Raw genomic sequence first — 16,058 nt, forward strand, 5'->3', positions numbered from 1 at the left:
ACATCCGACACACGACGCACGGAGGTCACGATCATGACGGACGGCCATCCCCGGGCCGGGCGGAGCCGGACGACCACCGCCGATCCGGCCGCCGGCCTGACCGAACGCCAGCGCCGCGTCCTCGAGGTGATCCGCGAATCGGTCACCGAACGGGGCTACCCTCCGAGCATCCGCGAGATCGGCGACGCGGTGGGCCTCAACTCCACCTCGTCGGTGGCGCACCAGTTGCGCACCCTCGAACGCAAGGGCTTCCTCCGGCGCGATCCGAACCGCCCCCGGGCAGTGGACGTGCGCGGCCTCGACGATCCGCAGCCTGCGGCCCCGCAGGCGCAGCCGGCGGAGGGGGTCGACACCGCCGCCGAGTCCGCCACGCCGGCCGCCATGGTTCCCGTGCTGGGCAGGATCGCGGCGGGCGGTCCGATCCTGGCGGAGGAGTCCGTCGAGGACGTGTTCCCGCTCCCGAGAGAACTGGTGGGGCAGGGTTCGCTGTTCCTGCTCAAGGTGGTCGGCGAATCGATGGTCGATGCGGCCATCTGCGACGGTGACTGGGTGGTGGTGCGCCAGCAGAACGTCGCGGACAACGGCGATATCGTCGCCGCGATGCTCGACGGCGAAGCGACCGTGAAGACGTTCAAGCGCGTGAAGAAGGACGTGTGGCTGATGCCGCACAACCCGATGTTCGAACCGATTCCGGGCAACGACGCCGTCATCCTGGGCAAGGTCGTCACCGTGATCCGCAAGCTCTGACCTCGCTCCTCCCCGCGAACGCGCGCGGGCGGCGCCGCGGATCGCGGCGCCGCCCGTGCTCGTTCCGGGCCGGGACCGGTGCCCCGGGGCCGGTCAGAGATTCAGGCCGCGGCCGATGATGTCCTTCATGATCTCGTTGGTGCCGCCGTAGATCTTCTGCACGCGGGCGTCGAGATACGCCTTCGCAACCGGGTATTCGCGCATGTAGCCGTAACCGCCGTGCAACTGCAGGCACCGGTCGATCAGCTCGACCTGCTTGTCGGTGGTCCAGTACTTGGCCATCGCCGCCTCCTGCACGCTCAGGGTTCCGGCGTTGAGCTGCTCGATGCACCTGTCGACGAACACGCGCGCGAGGGTGGTCTCGGTGGCCAGCTCCGCCAGCTCGAACCGGGTGTTCTGGAAGCTGCCGATCGACTTGCCGAACGCCTTGCGGTCGCGGCAGTACTGCATCGTGTCCTCGAGCACGGCCTCCATCGCCGCCGCCGCCACCACGGCGATCGACAGGCGCTCCTGCGGCAGGTTCTGCATCAGGTAGATGAAGCCCAGGCCCTCCTCACCGAGGAGGTTGGCGGCGGGCACCCGCACGTCGGTGAAGTGCAGCTCGGCGGTGTCCTGCGCCGCGAGGCCGATCTTGTCGAGATTGCGGCCGCGCTCGAAGCCGGCCATCCCGCGCTCGACGACGAGGAGCGAGAAGCCCTGCGCCCCCTTGTCCGGGTCGGTGCAGGCGACGACGATCACCAGGTCCGCGTTGATGCCGTTGGTGATGAAGGTCTTGGAACCGTTGAGGATCCACTCCTCGCCGTCCCGCACCGCGCGGGTCTTGATGCCCTGCAGGTCGCTGCCCGTGCCGGGCTCGGTCATCGCGATCGCGGTGATGATCTCGCCGGAACAGAATCCCGGCAGCCAGCGCCGCTTCTGCTCCTCGTTCGCCAGCTTCAGCAGGTACGGCGCCACGACGTCGTTGTGCAGCATGAAACCGATGCCGCTGAAACCTCCGCGCGTGGTCTCCTCGGTGACGATCGTGTTGTAGCGGAAGTCCTCGACACCGCCGCCGCCGTACTCCTCGGGCACGGCCATGCCCAGGAAGCCCTGCGCGCCTGCCTTCTTCCAGACCTCACGGTCGACGATCTTGTCCTGCTCCCACTGCTCGTGGAAGGGAGCCACCTCCTGCTCGAGGAACTTCCGGTACGACTCGCGGAAAAGTTCGTGCTCGGGCTCGAAGAGGGTGCGTTCCATGTGCGCTCCTGTATCCGATGACGTACGTCACGCTCACGGTAGACATCGGAGGACGGGTCTGACGCTGACAGGAACGAGCGTTATTTGTGACCGGACACGCCGGGCGGCCGGCGGCGCAGGTCCGCCAATCGCCGCAGGAGCGGGTAGGCGATCAGGATGCCGATCGAGCCCCACGCGATGCCACCGAGTTCGACGGAACCCACAGTGAGGGTGAGGTCGCCGATCCCGGCCACGAGCGCGGCGGCGGCCACCGTGAGGTTGACCGGATCGGTGAAGTCGACCTTCGCCTCCATCCAGATCCGCACGCCGAGGATGCCGATCAAGCCGTACAGGACCAGGGTGGCGCCGCCGAGCACGCCGTCCGGGACGGTGAAGACGAGGGCACCGAACTTCGGGGAGAAGGCGAGGACCACGGCCGTCGCGGCGGCCACCCAGTACGCCGCGGTCGAGTACACCCGCGTCGCGGCCATCACGCCGATGTTCTCGGCGTAGGTGGTGGTGCCCGAGCCGCCACCGACCCCGGCGAGCGTCGTGGCCAGGCCGTCGGCGAGCAGCGCGTCGCCGGCGACGTCGTCGAGATTGCGGCCGGTCATGGCCGCCACGGCCTTGACGTGGCCGACGTTCTCGGCGACGAGAACCACCACGACGGGCAGGGCGATCAGCACCACGGACAGCTCGAACGCGGGGGCGCGCAGTTCGGGCAGGCCGAACCACGCGGCGTTGCGCAGGGCCGCGACGCGTTCCTCGGCGAGGCCGCCGGAGACGGCGGCGAAGAGCCAGCCGACGATCACGCCGACGAGAATGCCGAGGCGGCCGACGAGGCCGGGGCCGAGCACCGTGACGAGCAGGATCGCGGCCAGCGTGATCGCCGCGACGAGCGGCTGGGCCTCGAAGGATCCGACCGCGACCGGCGCGAGGTTCAGGCCGATGAGGGCGACGATCGCGCCGGTCACGACGGGCGGCATCAGCGCGTCGACGACGCGGGACCCCAGCGCCTTGACGACGAGACCGACGAGCGCGAGGGCGACTCCTACGGCGACGATGCCGCCGAGCTGGGCGGCGGGGCCCTCGCCGGCCGAGGCCGCCAGCGGCGCGATGAACGCGAACGACGAGCCGAGATAGCTGGGCACCCGGCCGCGGGTGATCAGCAGGAACAGGGCGGTGCCGACACCGGAGAAGAGCAGCGTCGTGGTGACCGGGAAGCCTGTGATCGTCGGCACGAGCAGCGTGGCGCCGAACATCGCGATCACGTGCTGCATGCCGATGCCCACGGTGCGGGGCCAGGACAGTCGTTCGTCCGGGGCGACGACCTCGCCGTCGGCAACGCGACGTCCGTCGCCGTGCAGGGTCCAGCCGAACCCGGCCGTCCGCGTCCTCAGTTGTTCGTTCACAACGGGGAATGGTAGGCGCCGGCCGGCTCCGGGAGCAGGTCGCGGGGGTCGCTCCCGACGCGGATCACCTCGGTCAGGCGAGCACGCGGGCCGCCGCCTCGCGCGCCTCGCCGGGGTCGACGGTGCGGAGCACTTCGTCCGCGGCCTCGCGGCACCGGTCGAGGGTGACCGTGGCCAGGCGGGAGCCGACGCCGGCGACGGCTGCTGCCGCACAGGACAACGAGGTGACCCCCATGCCGGTCAGGACACAGCCGAGCAACGGGTCGGCTGCCGCCTCCCCGCACACCCCGACCCGCTTGCCGGCCGCGCGCCCGGCGGCGGCGGTGCGGGCGACCAGGGCCAGCACGGCCGGCTGCCACGGGTCGGTGAGGGCCGCGAGGTGCGGCGACATGCGGTCCGCGGCCATCGTGTACTGCGCGAGGTCGTTGGTGCCGATCGACAGGAAGTCGACGTGTTCGAGGAGGCGTTCGGCGAGCAGCGCGGCAGCCGGCACCTCCACCATCACCCCCGGCACGAGGTCGCGGGCGCGGACGGCGGCGGCGAAGTGCGCGGCCTCCGCGACGGTCGCGATCATCGGCGCCATCACCCACGGCGCGGCGCCTGTGCGGGCGGCCGCGGCGGCGACGGCGTCGAGCTGCCGGTCGAGCAGTCCTTCGGTGGCGGTCGCGATCCGGATGCCGCGCAACCCGAGTGCGGGGTTGTGCTCGTCGGGGTGGTTGACGAAGCGCAGCGGCTTGTCGGAGCCCGCGTCGAGGGTCCGCAGGACGACCTTCCGGCCGGCGAAGGCGGTGAAGACCTCCGCGTAGATCACGGCCTGTTCCTCGACGGTCGGCTCGGTTTCCCGGTCCAGGAAGCACAGCTCGGTCCGGAACAGGCCGACCCCCTCGGCCGGGGTCTCGCGGGCGGCACGGGCACCGGCGCCGTCCTGCACGTTCGCGAGGATCTCGACACGATGACCGTCCGCGGTGGTGCCGGGGCCGGCCCAGGACGCGATGCGCGCACGCTCGCTGCGGTCGGTTGCGACCGCAGCGGCCGCGCCTTCGGGGTCGGGGTCGAGACGGATCTCACCGGCGGCCCCATCGAGGAGGACGCGGGTGCCGGCGGGAACGGTGTCCAGGTCGGCCGCCGCGACCACGCAGGGGATGCCGAGCTGCCGGGCGATGATCGCGGTGTGGCTGGTGGGCCCGCCGAGGGTGGTGGCGAGCCCGATCACGCGGGTCGGATCGAGGCCGGCGGTGTCGGCGGGGGCGAGGTCCTCCGCGAAGAGAATCGACGGTTCCTCGGGCAGGTCGAGACCGGGTTCGGGGTGGCCGCTGAGCTCGGCGAGCACGCGGTCGCGGATGTCGAGGAGGTCGGTGACGCGCTCGGCCATCAGCCCGCCGAGCTTGGTGAACATGTCGGCGAACTGGTCGGTGGCGCCGACGGCGGCCTCGACCGCGCCGGCTCCGCTGCGGATCTTCGCGGCGACGGCGCCGAGCCAGCCGCGGTCCTCGGCGAGCTGGGCGTTGGCGAGCAGGACCTCGGCGGCGGCGCCCGAGGCCTGGCCGGCGCGGCTGCGCAGCCGGTCCGCGACGGTGGTGGCGGCCGCCCGGAAACGCTCCGCCTCGGCGTCGCGCGCGGTGTCCGGGATGCTCTCGAACGTGGCGGGTATCTGCGGCCGCGGCGCGGGGCGCACGACTGGGCCGTAGGCAACCCCGGGCACGACGGGCGTGCCCCGAACGATCGACATCTCCGCCGCTGCGGGAATCACCTTCTCCATGTCTCCTCCTCGCCGCCCGGTGTGTCGGGATGGGCCTCCGGGGTAATTCTGTGATCGAGATTACTCCGAACCATTGACATGTCAACACATACGGGCGTAAAACAACATAAACCAACATTTCGGCGGTGAGGAGCCCGGCGTGTACGCAGAGGAACGGCAGCAGGCGATCGCCGAGCTGATCGGCCGACGGGGACGGATGTCCGTCGCCGATCTGGCCACCCGTTTCCGCGTCACCACCGAGACCGTCCGCCGGGACCTCGCCCTGCTCGAGCGGCTCGGCCATGTGCGCCGGGTGCACGGCGGCGCGATCCCCACCGCAGCGCTCACGGTGACCGAACCCGCGCTGAGCGAGCGCGAGCACACCCATGCCGCACAGAAAGACCGGATCGCCGCCGCGGCGGCCCGGTACCTTCCCCCCGCCGGCGGCAGTGTGGTGTTCGACGCCGGCACCACCACCGGCCGGCTGGTGGCGGCGCTGCCCGCCGACGTGGACCTCGAGGTGGTCACCAACTCGGTTCCGATCGCCGCGCGGCTCGCCGGCCTCGGATCGGTGCGCCTGCACATGCTCGGCGGCCGGGTCCGCGGGATCACGCAGGCCAGCGTGGGCGAGGACGCGCTGCGATTCCTCCGGGCTCTGCACGTCGACGTCGCCTTCATCGGCACCAACGCGCTCAGCGTCGGCCACGGCCTGTCCACTCCCGACCCGGACGAGGCCGCCGTCAAGCGCGCGATGGTCCGATGCGCCGACCGGGTGGTCGTCGTCGCCGACTCCTCCAAGATCGGCCGACAGCACCTGATCAGCTTCGCCCCCGTCGACGCCGTGGACGTGCTCGTCACGGACACCGAGATCGACGACACCGACTGCAAAGAGCTCACCGACAACGGAATCGAGGTGGTGACGGCATGATCGTCACGCTGACCGCCAACCCCAGCCTGGACCGGACGGTCGCACTGACGGGCCCGCTCGTCCGCGGCGCGGTGCACCGCGCCGCCGCCACCCGCGTGGACCCGGGCGGCAAGGGCGTCAACGTCGCCCGCGTGCTCCGCGCGGCCGGCCGGCCGGTCCTGGCCGTCCTGCCGGGAAACACCGGCGACCCGTTGCTCGCCGCGCTCGACGACCACGGCATCGGCTACCGCGCCGTTCCGACCGGGGGCTTCGCGCGCAGCAACATCACCGTCGCCGAGCCCGACGGCACCACCACCAAGCTCAACGAGCCCGGCCCGGCGTATACCGAAGGGACACTCGATGCGCTGCGCCGGACCGTCGTCGATGCCGCCGCCGACGCCCGCTGGGTGGTGATGTCCGGATCGCTGCCGCCCGGCGTGCCCGCCGACTGGTACGCCGATCTCGTCCGCTCCGTCCGCGCGGCCGCCGTCGACGGGTCCGTCGCGTGCCGCATCGCGGTGGACACCTCCGAGTCTCCCCTGCTGTCGCTCGCGGCCCGGTTCCCCGACGCCGCCCCCGACCTGCTCAAACCGAACTCGGACGAGCTCGCCCAGCTCACCGGCGCGGACGCCGCCGCCCTGGAATCCGCGGCGGCGGCCGGCGACACCGGACCGGTCGTCGCCGCCGGACGCCGGCTCGTCGAGCGCGGCGTCGGGGCGGTGCTGGCCACGCTCGGCGCGGCCGGCGCGGTGCTGATCACCGCCGAGGGTGCCTGGCACGCGGTGCCCGGACCCGTGACCGCGCGCAGCACCGTCGGCGCCGGCGACTCCTCCCTCGCCGGCTATCTCGTCGCGGAGCTGGCCGGGCTCGGCCCCGCCGAGCGCCTCCGCCACGCCGTCGCGTACGGCTCGGCGGCCGTGGCACTTCCCGGCACCACGCTTCCCGGACCCGACGACGTCGACACCGGCGCCGTCGAGGTCGCTCCGCTCCGCCCCGTTCCCCTGGACACCCCGTCCCCGGCCCTCCCTCACCACCAGTAAGGACACGCCATGCCAGACATCGCTTCCGGCGCCACCTCCGGGCCCGCGATCATCGACGACGGCCTGATCGCGCTCGACGCAGACCTCGGCGCCGACAAGGAGTCGGTCATCGCCGCGCTGGCCTCGCGGCTGGCCGCCGCCGGCCGCGCCACCGACGCGGCGGCACTGACGGCCGCCGCCCTGGACCGGGAGGCCAAGTCGGCCACCGGCCTGCCCGGTGGGATCGCCATCCCGCACTGCCGCGCCGACGCCGTCGCCACCGCGTCGCTCGGCTTCGCGCGACTGTCCCCCAAGGTGGACTTCGGCGCCCCCGACGGACCCGCCGACCTCGTGTTCCTCATCGCCGCCCCGGAGGGGGCCGGAGCCGAGCACATGAAGCTGCTCTCGTCGCTCGCCCGGGCACTCGTGCGGCCGGACTTCGTCGGGTCACTGCGCGACGCGGCCACACCCGCGGACGTGATCGCGCTGGTCGAGGGGGTTCTGCCGAAACCGGCCCCGGCCACCACCGCGGCCCCGGCCGCCGAGTCCGCGCCGGCCACCCCGGCGCCCGAACCCACCCCGGCCGCCGAGCGCACCATCGTCGCTGTCACCGCCTGCCCGACGGGAATCGCCCACACTTACATGGCCGCCGATGCCCTCAAGGCCGCGGGCGAACGCGCCGGGGTCACGGTGCGGGTCGAGACCCAGGGTTCGAGCGGCAGCACCCCCCTGCCGGCGTCCGTGATCGCCGGCGCCGACGCCGTCATCTTCGCCACCGACGTCGGCGTGAAGAACCGCGAACGGTTCGCCGGCAAACCGGTGGTCGCCTCGGGCGTCAAGCGGGCGATCAACGAGCCCGACGTGATGGTCGCCGAGGCGATGCGCGCGGCGAAGGACCCGTCCGCGGGCACCGTCGACGCGGCCGCCGTGGCTGCGGCCGCCGACGAACCCTCGGCGGGCGAGGTCGGCTGGGGCACCCGGCTGCGTCAGATCCTGCTGACCGGCGTGAGCTACATGATCCCGTTCGTCGCCGCGGGCGGCCTGCTCATCGCCCTCGGATTCCTGCTCGGCGGGTACGAGATCACCGAGCCCGCCGCCGACATCGTGGTCGGCAACTCGCTGACCGACCTCCCGGACGGCGGCCTGACCACCTATCTCGGCGCGGTTCTGTTCCAGCTCGGCTCGCTGGCGTTCTCCTTCCTGGTGCCCGCCCTGGCGGGCTTCATCGCCTTCGCGATCGCGGACCGGCCCGGCCTGGCGCCCGGCTTCACCGCCGGCGCGGTGGCCGTGTTCGTCGGGGCCGGCTTCATCGGTGGCCTCGTCGGCGGCCTCATCGCAGGCTTCGCAGCGCTGTGGGTGGGTCGCATCCCGGTCCCGGTGTGGGCCCGCGGGCTGATGCCGGTGGTGATCATCCCGCTGTTCGCCACCCTCATCGTCGGCGCCCTCATGTTCCTCGTCCTCGGCAAGCCCCTCGCCGCGATCACCACGGGCCTGACGAACTGGCTCAACGGCCTGTCCGGGAGTTCGGTCGTCATCCTCGGCGTGATCCTCGGCCTGATGATGTGCTTCGACCTCGGCGGCCCGGTCAACAAGGCCGCCTACGCCTTCGCCGTCGCCGGGCTCGACGTCTCGAACAACGCCTCGCTGCAGATCATGGCGGCCGTGATGGCCGCCGGCATGGTGCCGCCGCTGGCGATGGCACTGTCGTCGACGCTGCGGCCGGGCATCTACAGCACCGCCGAACGCGAGAACGGCAAGGCCGCATGGCTGCTCGGTGCCTCGTTCATCTCCGAGGGAGCGATCCCGTTCGCGGCGGCGGACCCGCTGCGGGTGATCCCGTCGATGATGGCCGGCGGCGCCGTCACCGGCGCGATCGTGATGGCCACCGGGACGACCCTCAGCGCCCCGCACGGCGGCATCTTCGTGTTCTTCGCCATCGGCAACCTGCTGTGGTTCCTGGTCGCCCTCGCCGCCGGCACCGTCGTGGGTGCGCTGTGCGTGACCCTCGCCAAGGAGGTGCACCGGCCCGCCCACCTGCGCAGCAGCGACACCGCGGCCCAGCCCGCCGTCGCCTGATCGGATCCGACGACCGTCCCTACCCCGAAGGAGTTCCCATGCCCAGCACCACCGTCACCGTCGGCTCGTCCATCGGCCTGCATGCCCGGCCGGCCGGCATCATCGCCGAAGCCGTGGTCGCCTCCGGAGTCCCGGTGACCCTGGCCGTGGACGGCGGCGAACCCGTCGACGCGGGCTCGGCGCTGCTCATCATGACGCTCGGCGCCACCCAGGGCACCGAGGTCACCGTGACCAGCGACGACACCGACGTGCTCGCCCGGGTCGCCGAGCTGGTGGCCGCCGACCTCGACGCCTGACGTCAGCCCCGGCGGCGGCGCGCGGCCCGTCGCCACAGCCCGCCTGCGGCGGCTGCGATCACCACGATGCCCGCGGCGATCGCCGCGGGCATCGCCCCGTCCGGGGTCTGCGCCGGCTCCTCCGCAGGCGTGGGCCGGAACAGGCCCACCACGTCGCGCCACACCCGCACTCCCGGCAGGGCGCCGCCGGCGGATTCGGAAGCGGTCAGCAGGTCCCCGCTCGCGGTGAAGGCCACCGCCTCGCCCTGGGGTTCGTGGGGCACCGGCACCCGCAGGGCCGGGCCCGCCGCGAGCGCCGCCGCGACGTCGCCGTCGGGGGCGTGGAAGAGGTAGACATCGGTGTACGTGCGCACTGCGGCGACGGTGCCGTCGGCGCTGACCGCGCCACCGGTGACCAGCGCGGAGGAGGCCCCGCCGACGGGTCCGCCGGGGGTGTCCGTGGGGCCGAGGGTCAGGGATCCGACGCGTTCGAGCGGGACCGGCCCCGGGTCGGGCAGGTCGTCCACGCTCCGCCCGCCCGCCGGCCGGTAGATCCCGGCACTGCCGAACAGCGGCTTGGAGACGATCAGCGGCACCCCGTCGCGCGGGACGAGCAGCGTCTCCGCGTCGCGTGGGCCGTCGGGATAGGTGAGCCGGTGCAGGCTGCCCGCGCCGGTCTGCGGGTCGACCGAGATCAGCGCGACGGTGTCGCGCGCGGCGCGATTGTCGCCGACGTCGCCGAGCCACAGCCGGCCGTCCGGACCGGCGGCGAGGTCCTCCACGTCGTACGGGTCGACGGGCGGCGGGATGCGGCGCACCACCGCGCAGTCGGCCCCGAGCTCGAACACCGCCTCGTCGGCCCCGGCGTCCGGCACCGCGAACACGCGATCACCGGAGGCGACAAGGCCCGACAGCTCCGCGAGGGCGGGATCGGTGGGGGTGCACAGCACGCCACCGTCGACCTCGGCGATCGGGACCGTGGAGGTCTGCGCCGCGGCGGCCGGCGCCGACACGACGGCCGCCGAGGCCACCAGGCCGACGAGGGCCCCGCGCACTAGGCGGCGTACTCGACCAGGGCCGACGCGAGCGCCTGCGGCACGCGGGCATGCACGCGCGTACCGTCCACCTCATGCGCGGAGTTCAGGACCTGCCCGTCCGAGTGGATCCGCGCGAGCAGGTCGCCCCGCGTGTACGGCAGCAGCACCTTCACCTCGACGTCCGGGTGCTCGAGCAGCGCGGCAAGGTGCTCGCGCAGTTCGTCGAGTCCCTCGCCGCTGCGCGCCGAGACGAACACCGCGTCGGGCAGCAGGGCGCGCAGCTCGGTGAGGGTCAGCGGGTCGGCGGCGTCGACCTTGTTCACCACGATCAGCTCGGGCGGCGGCGGAGCGTCGGACTCGCGCAGCACGTCGGTGATCACCTCGCGCACGGCCTTGATCTGGTCCGTCGGCAACGGATCGGACCCGTCCACCACGTGCAGCAGCAGGTCCGCGTCCGTGACCTCCTCGAGGGTGGAGCGGAACGCCTCGACGAGCTGGGTCGGCAGGTGCCGCACGAAGCCGACGGTGTCGGTGAGCACGTACTCCCGTCCGTCCGGCAGTTCGGCCCGGCGGGTGGTCGGGTCGAGCGTCGCGAACAACGCGTTCTGCACCAGCACACCGGAACCGGTGAGCTTGTTGAGCAGGCTGGACTTGCCGGCGTTGGTGTAGCCGACGATGGCGACCGACGGGATGCGGTTGCGCATGCGCCGGGTGCGCTTGGTGTCGCGAACGGACTTCATCGCCTTGATCTCGCGGCGCAGCTTGGCCATCCGTTCGCGGATGCGGCGACGGTCCGTCTCGATCTTCGTCTCGCCGGGACCGCGCAGGCCCACGCCGCCGTTGCTGCCGGCACGGCCGCCGGCCTGCCGCGACATCGACTCGCCCCAGCCGCGCAGTCGCGGCAGCATGTACTCCATCTGCGCGAGCGATACCTGCGCCTTGCCTTCACGGGAGGTGGCGTGCTGGGCGAAGATGTCGAGGATCAGTGCGGTGCGGTCGATGACCTTGACCTTGACGATCTTCTCCAGGGCGGTCAGCTGCGCGGGGGTCAGCTCGCCGTCGCAGATGACGGTGTCGGCACCGGTGGCCAGCACCACCTGGCGCAGTTCCTCGGCCTTGCCGGAGCCGATGTAGGTCGCGGCGTCGGGACGGTCCCGGCGCTGGATCAGGCCCTCGAGTACCTCGGAGCCCGCGGTCTCGGCCAGTGCGGCGAGCTCGGCGAGGCTGGCCTCGGCCTGGGCCGCGGTGCCGCCGGTCCACACCCCGACCAGCACGACCCGCTCGAGGCGGAGCTGCCGGTATTCGACCTCGGTGATGTCCTCGAGTTCGGTGGACAGCCCGGCGACGCGGCGCAGGGCGCTGCGGTCCTCGAGCTGCATCTCGCCGACCGACGGGTCGGCGGGGGCCCAGCCCGCGACGCGGTCCGCGTCGTCGGTGGCCGATTCGTTTCGTCGTGTGTTCGTCATACACGACCATCGTCCCACGTCGGACGCGCCGACGCATGCGACTTTCCGGGTGTCCGCGCAGGGCGAAACCCGCGCGGCGCACCGGCGCCGCCGGGCCGGGAGTCAGTCCAGGCCGCCCCACCAGTCGTCGCCGATCGTGCCCGACGCCACCAGCACCGACGGGCCGCGCAACGCGGCCCGGCCGTCCTCGAGGCGCACCTGCACGGTCCCGCCGGGGACGTGCACCTGGACCGTACCGGAGCCGGACCCGTCGAAACGCAACGCCGCGGCGGCGGCCGCGACCGTGCCGGTGCCGCAGGACCGGGTCTCCCCCACGCCCCGCTCGTACACCCGCATGTCCACCGCGCCCGCGGAGATGGGCGTGAGGAACTCGATGTTGACCCCCTGCGGGAAGAAGCCGGGGTCGAAACCCGGACCGGAAAGGTCGAGGGCGGCCAGGGTCGCCGCGGTCAGGTGCGGATCGACACAGGCCAGGTGCGGGTTGCCGACGTCGATGCCCAGCCCGCGGTACACCCGGCCCTCGATGGTGGCCGTCGACTCCCCCAGCTCCCGCACCACACCCATGTCGACGGTGACCTCGCCGTGGGTGGCGTCGGCGCTGTGCACCTGCACCGGCTTGCCGCCGGCGCGGCTGCCGACGACGAACTCGCCGCGCGACTCGAGCCCGCTGGCGGTGACGAAGTGCGCGAACACCCGCACCCCGTTGCCGCACATCTCCGCGATCGAGCCGTCGGCGTTGCGGTAGTCCATGAACCAGTCGTCGGCGTCCGTCCCCTCGGGCAGTGCCGGCAGAACCCCGGCGTCGACCAGCGCCCCGGCGCGCGCGACGCGCAGGACCCCGTCCGCCCCGAGGCCGCGACGGCGGTCGCACAGCGCCGCCACCCGCTTCGGCTCGAGGGAGATCCGCACGTCGGGATCCGGGAGGATCACGAAGTCGTTCTCGGTGCCGTGGCCCTTGCTGAAGTCCATGCCCGTCACCTTAACGACGGTTCGCATCGGCGAGAACCCGCAGCGCCGTGTCCCGCAGCGCCGGATCGGCACCGTCGAGCCAGTGCACCCGCGGATCCCGGCGGAACCACGAGCGTTGCCGGCGCACGTAGCGCCGCGTCCCGATGAAGGTGCGCTCGCGGGCGTGGGCGAGGTCGCACTCACCGGCCAGGTACTCGAGCACCTGCGCGTACCCGATCGCCCGACGGGCGGTTACCCCCTCGTGCAGCCCCTGCTCGCACAGCGCCGCCACCTCGTCGACCAGTCCGCGCTCGAACATCAGGTCCGTGCGCCGAGCGATCCGGTCGTCGAGGGCCACGGTGTCCCGGTCCACCCCCAGCACGACGGTCCCCCATCTGGGATCGCCGATCTGCGGCTGCGACGCCGCGAACGGCGCCCCGGTGAGCTCGACCACTTCGAGGGCGCGGACCATGCGGCGGCCGTCGGTGGGGAGGATCGTCGCCGCGGCGACCGGGTCGGCCCGCTGCAGCGCCGCGTGCACCGCGGCCACCCCCTCGTCGGCGAGCAGCGCCTCCCACTTGGCCCGTACCTGCGGATCCGTCGCGGGGAACTGCCACTCGTCGAGGAGGGCCTGCACGTACATCATCGAGCCGCCGACGATGATCGGCACGGCGCCGCGGTCCCGGATCGCCTCGACGTCGGCGGTCGCGGCCTGCTGGTAGCGGGCGACCGTGGCGGTCTCGGTGACATCGAGGACGTCGAGCTGATGGTGGGTGATGCCGCGCCGCTCGTCGACGGGCAGCTTGGCGGTGCCGATGTCCATGCCGCGGTACTGCTGCATCGCATCGATGTTGACGATCTCCCCGCCGAGCTCCTCGGCGAGATCGAGACCCAGATCGGACTTGCCGGTGGCCGTCGGGCCGACGACGGCCACCGGAGGGAGGGGCTCACGGGTCACGGTCGCCACATCCCGACGTGGTATCCCACGCCGTACGGCGCGCTGCTGTGGGTCGTGGCGGCCGCCGCCGGTCCGTCGGAGCCGAACACCGCGGCCAGCACCTGCCATGCGGCGCGGCCGTCGAGGACCAGTTCGGTGCAGAGCGCCGGGTCGAGCGCGGCGAGCGCGGCGGCGTCGCCGACCGCGAGGGCGGCGCCGAGCGCCTCGTCCACCTCCTGCGCCCCGGGGTGGTAGGCCCCGGGTGCCTTCGCGGTGAGCGTGGCCGGGCCGTCCGCGACCACGAGCAGGGCCGTCGGGGTGCGGTCCGCGTCCAGGGCGCCGCGCAGCCGCCGCCCGAAGCGGGCGCAGTCCTGCGGGGTCGTGTCGGCCGGCACGACGTGCGTGGTGGCGCGCACGACCGGCGCCGTCCGGTCGCGCAACCAGCCCGCGATCAGGGCCGGCAGCGGCAGCTGCGGATCGGGCGTCCCCGCGGTCGCCGGCCCGAGCGATACGGCCAGGTCGACACCGAAGCCGCGGAACGTTCCGACGGCCGTGTCCGGGAGGTGCGCGGCCTCCGTGCCCGTACCGACGACGACCCACTGCGCCGCGGCGCGCAGTTCCGCCCCGACGTCGAGCACGGCGGCGCGCAGGTCGGCGGTCTCGGCGGCCGCGGAGCCGGTCAACTCGGGAACGAGCAGGGGTGGGGACGGCACGAACGCCGCGGCGATCAACACACGGGCCACCGTAGTCGACCCGACCCGCCGCCTCCCGGCCGTGCGACCTGTTTCAATAGTGGGCGGGCGTGGTCTCGGAGCGACCTCCGCGGCCCGACCACGCGAACCAGTGCGACCAGGCAGCCGTGCCGCGCGGCAGAGATGAGGACCGATGACCGACCCGAACGCAACGCAGGAATCCCGCGCTCCGAAGCCGGGCGCTCCCAAACCGGGTCGGCAGCGGCCGGCCCCCGAGTCGTCGGCACCCAAGCCGCACCCGGCCGCCCATCCCCATCCGCAGCCCACGGTCCCGGCCAGCGATCCGAGCCGGTGGGGCCGCGTCGACGAGGACGGCACGGCGTGGGTGAAGACCGCCGAGGGCGAGCGGTGCATCGGGTCCTGGCAGGCGGGCGACGCCGCCGAGGGGCTTGCCCACTTCGGCCGCCGGTACGACGACCTCGCGACCGAGGTGGCGATCCTCGAGTCGCGGCTGAGCTCGGGCACCGGGGACGCGAAGAAGACCCGGGCGGCGGCCCAGGCGCTCGCGGAGTCCTTGCCCACCGCCGCCGTGATCGGTGACCTCGACACCCTCGCCGAGCGGCTCGCGGCGATCGTCGCGGACTCGGAGAAGGCGGCGGTCGCCGCAAAACAGGAGAAGGAGCACCAGCGGGCGGCGGCCACCGCCCGCAAGGAGGCCCTCGCGGCCGAGGCCGAGCAGATCGGCGCCGAGTCGACCCAGTGGAAGGCTGCCGGCGACCGGTTGCGGGAGATCCTCGAGGAGTGGAAGACGATCCGCGGCGTGGACCGTAAGGTCGACGACGCCCTGTGGCGGCGCTATTCGAAGGCCCGCGAGGCGTTCAACCGCCGGCGCGGCGCGCACTTCGCCGAACTGGACCGCGAGCGCGCCGCCGCCCGGACCCGCAAGGAGGATCTCGTGGCGCAGGCCGAGGAACTGCAGGACTCGACCGACTGGGGTGCGACGGCGGCCGCGTTCCGGGAACTTCTCGCCGAGTGGAAGGCGGCCGGCCGGGCGCCGCGCGAGGCCGACGATCAGCTGTGGAAGCGGTTCAAGGGCGCCCAGGACGTGTTCTTCGCCGCCCGCAACGCGGCCGCCTCGGAGCGGGACGCGGAGTTCGAGGAGAACGCGCAGGCGAAGGAGGCGCTGCTGCAGTCGGCGGCGTCGATCGATCCGGCGGCGGACATCGACGCCGCCCGGGCCCGGCTGCGCGAGCTGCAGGACAGGTGGGAGGAGATCGGCAAGGTCCCGCGGGAGCGGATGCACGACCTCGAGAGCCGTCTGCGGGCGATCGAGAAGCGGGTCCGCGAGGCCGCCGAGTCCGAATGGCGACGCACCGACCCGGAGGCGCTCGCCCGTGCCGCCCAGTTCCGGGAGCGCGTGCGCCAGTTCGAGGAGCAGGCCGCCAAGGCCACCGCCGCGGGCCGCCCGAAGGACGCCGAGAGTGCGCTCGCGCAGGCGCAGCAGTGGCGGGAATGGGCCGACGCCGCGGAAGGAGCCGTCGGGGAGCGCTGAGCGCCCCTCCGGACACGACGGTGCCCCCGGCTCGTTC

General features: G+C 73.1%; 14 protein-coding genes. 6 read left to right on the forward strand and 8 right to left on the reverse strand.

All coding sequences use genetic code 11. From position 1 onward, the window contains the following. The first annotated feature begins 33 nt into the window (after window positions 1-33). Window positions 34-747, forward strand: a complete 714-nt coding sequence (gene lexA / locus A4U64_RS12685) for a transcriptional repressor LexA (RefSeq protein WP_006935055.1) — start codon at window positions 34-36, stop codon at window positions 745-747. A gap of 93 nt (window positions 748-840) precedes the next feature. On the opposite strand, the gene A4U64_RS12690 is transcribed toward lexA, so the two are convergent. The 3 genes from A4U64_RS12690 to ptsP form a co-directional block, all read right to left on the reverse strand. Then, window positions 841-1,983: an acyl-CoA dehydrogenase family protein gene (locus A4U64_RS12690; protein WP_006935056.1), complete on the reverse strand. Its 1,143-nt coding sequence runs from the start codon at window positions 1,981-1,983 to the stop codon at window positions 841-843. An 80-nt stretch (window positions 1,984-2,063) separates the two neighbouring features. Beyond that, a complete protein-coding gene (locus tag A4U64_RS12695) occupies window positions 2,064-3,374 on the reverse strand; it encodes a uracil-xanthine permease family protein (protein ID WP_006935057.1) in 1,311 nt (436 codons plus the stop codon). Between the two features lie 73 nt (window positions 3,375-3,447). After that, on the reverse strand, window positions 3,448-5,133 hold the full coding sequence (ptsP, locus tag A4U64_RS12700) for a phosphoenolpyruvate--protein phosphotransferase (RefSeq protein ID WP_006935064.1): 1,686 nt from the start codon (window positions 5,131-5,133) through the stop codon (window positions 3,448-3,450). A 139-nt stretch (window positions 5,134-5,272) separates the two neighbouring features. Here ptsP and A4U64_RS12705 point away from each other — a divergent pair, with 139 nt between their 5' ends. From A4U64_RS12705 to A4U64_RS12720, 4 genes are read left to right on the forward strand one after another with little or no spacing between them, the layout of a single operon-like run. Next, window positions 5,273-6,040: a DeoR/GlpR family DNA-binding transcription regulator gene (locus tag A4U64_RS12705; protein ID WP_029543365.1), complete on the forward strand. Its 768-nt coding sequence runs from the start codon at window positions 5,273-5,275 to the stop codon at window positions 6,038-6,040. After that, entirely contained in the window at window positions 6,037-7,059 is a 1,023-nt protein-coding gene (locus A4U64_RS12710; RefSeq protein WP_065922626.1) for a 1-phosphofructokinase family hexose kinase, read from the forward strand. The genes A4U64_RS12705 and A4U64_RS12710 overlap by 4 nt, the downstream gene beginning before the upstream one ends. 9 nt (window positions 7,060-7,068) lie before the next feature. After that, complete coding sequence (locus A4U64_RS12715; protein ID WP_029543363.1) at window positions 7,069-9,114, forward strand: PTS fructose transporter subunit IIABC; 2,046 nt, start codon at window positions 7,069-7,071, stop codon at window positions 9,112-9,114. A gap of 38 nt (window positions 9,115-9,152) precedes the next feature. After that, complete coding sequence (locus tag A4U64_RS12720; protein WP_006935073.1) at window positions 9,153-9,410, forward strand: HPr family phosphocarrier protein; 258 nt, start codon at window positions 9,153-9,155, stop codon at window positions 9,408-9,410. Between the two features lie 2 nt (window positions 9,411-9,412). On the opposite strand, the gene A4U64_RS12725 is transcribed toward A4U64_RS12720, so the two are convergent. The 5 genes from A4U64_RS12725 to A4U64_RS12745 all read right to left on the reverse strand — a co-directional run bounded on the left by A4U64_RS12725 (window position 9,413) and on the right by A4U64_RS12745 (window position 14,511). Continuing rightward, window positions 9,413-10,444, reverse strand: a complete 1,032-nt coding sequence (locus A4U64_RS12725; protein ID WP_065922627.1) for a hypothetical protein — start codon at window positions 10,442-10,444, stop codon at window positions 9,413-9,415. After that, the gene (gene hflX / locus A4U64_RS12730) at window positions 10,444-11,892 is read right to left on the reverse strand and encodes a GTPase HflX (RefSeq protein ID WP_006935077.1); all 1,449 of its coding nucleotides are present in this window, start codon (window positions 11,890-11,892) and stop codon (window positions 10,444-10,446) included. Before hflX ends, A4U64_RS12725 begins: the two co-directional genes overlap by 1 nt. A gap of 102 nt (window positions 11,893-11,994) precedes the next feature. Next, window positions 11,995-12,861, reverse strand: coding sequence for a diaminopimelate epimerase (dapF, locus tag A4U64_RS12735; RefSeq protein ID WP_029543356.1), 867 nt, complete (start codon window positions 12,859-12,861; stop codon window positions 11,995-11,997). Between the two features lie 10 nt (window positions 12,862-12,871). Next, window positions 12,872-13,807 carry a tRNA (adenosine(37)-N6)-dimethylallyltransferase MiaA gene (gene miaA / locus A4U64_RS12740; RefSeq protein ID WP_029543354.1) on the reverse strand — a complete coding sequence of 312 codons (936 nt, stop codon included), beginning with the start codon at window positions 13,805-13,807 and terminating at the stop codon, window positions 12,872-12,874. After that, window positions 13,795-14,511 (reverse strand): hypothetical protein, encoded by a 717-nt coding sequence (locus A4U64_RS12745; protein WP_029543353.1) that lies wholly within the window; start codon window positions 14,509-14,511, stop codon window positions 13,795-13,797. Before A4U64_RS12745 ends, miaA begins: the two co-directional genes overlap by 13 nt. A 151-nt stretch (window positions 14,512-14,662) precedes the next feature. Here A4U64_RS12745 and A4U64_RS12750 point away from each other — a divergent pair, with 151 nt between their 5' ends. Beyond that, a complete protein-coding gene (locus tag A4U64_RS12750) occupies window positions 14,663-16,021 on the forward strand; it encodes a DUF349 domain-containing protein (RefSeq protein ID WP_029543352.1) in 1,359 nt (452 codons plus the stop codon). Window positions 16,022-16,058: the final 37 nt, after the last annotated feature.

The sequence above is a fragment of the Rhodococcus sp. WB1 genome, from assembly GCF_001700945.1.
GTDB lineage: Bacteria > Actinomycetota > Actinomycetes > Mycobacteriales > Mycobacteriaceae > Rhodococcus > Rhodococcus aetherivorans.

What these genes read in the sequence shown, in the direction of transcription:
- lexA (WP_006935055.1), top strand. Translation starts at nt 34, where the DNA reads ATGACGGACGGCCATCCCCGGGCCGGGCGGAGCCGGACGACCACCGCC.
- A4U64_RS12690 (WP_006935056.1), bottom strand. Translation starts at nt 1,983, where the DNA reads ATGGAACGCACCCTCTTCGAGCCCGAGCACGAACTTTTCCGCGAGTCG.
- ptsP (WP_006935064.1), bottom strand. Translation starts at nt 5,133, where the DNA reads ATGGAGAAGGTGATTCCCGCAGCGGCGGAGATGTCGATCGTTCGGGGC.
- A4U64_RS12710 (WP_065922626.1), top strand. Translation starts at nt 6,037, where the DNA reads ATGATCGTCACGCTGACCGCCAACCCCAGCCTGGACCGGACGGTCGCA.
- A4U64_RS12715 (WP_029543363.1), top strand. Translation starts at nt 7,069, where the DNA reads ATGCCAGACATCGCTTCCGGCGCCACCTCCGGGCCCGCGATCATCGAC.
- A4U64_RS12720 (WP_006935073.1), top strand. Translation starts at nt 9,153, where the DNA reads ATGCCCAGCACCACCGTCACCGTCGGCTCGTCCATCGGCCTGCATGCC.
- hflX (WP_006935077.1), bottom strand. Translation starts at nt 11,892, where the DNA reads ATGACGAACACACGACGAAACGAATCGGCCACCGACGACGCGGACCGC.
- dapF (WP_029543356.1), bottom strand. Translation starts at nt 12,861, where the DNA reads ATGGACTTCAGCAAGGGCCACGGCACCGAGAACGACTTCGTGATCCTC.
- A4U64_RS12750 (WP_029543352.1), top strand. Translation starts at nt 14,663, where the DNA reads ATGACCGACCCGAACGCAACGCAGGAATCCCGCGCTCCGAAGCCGGGC.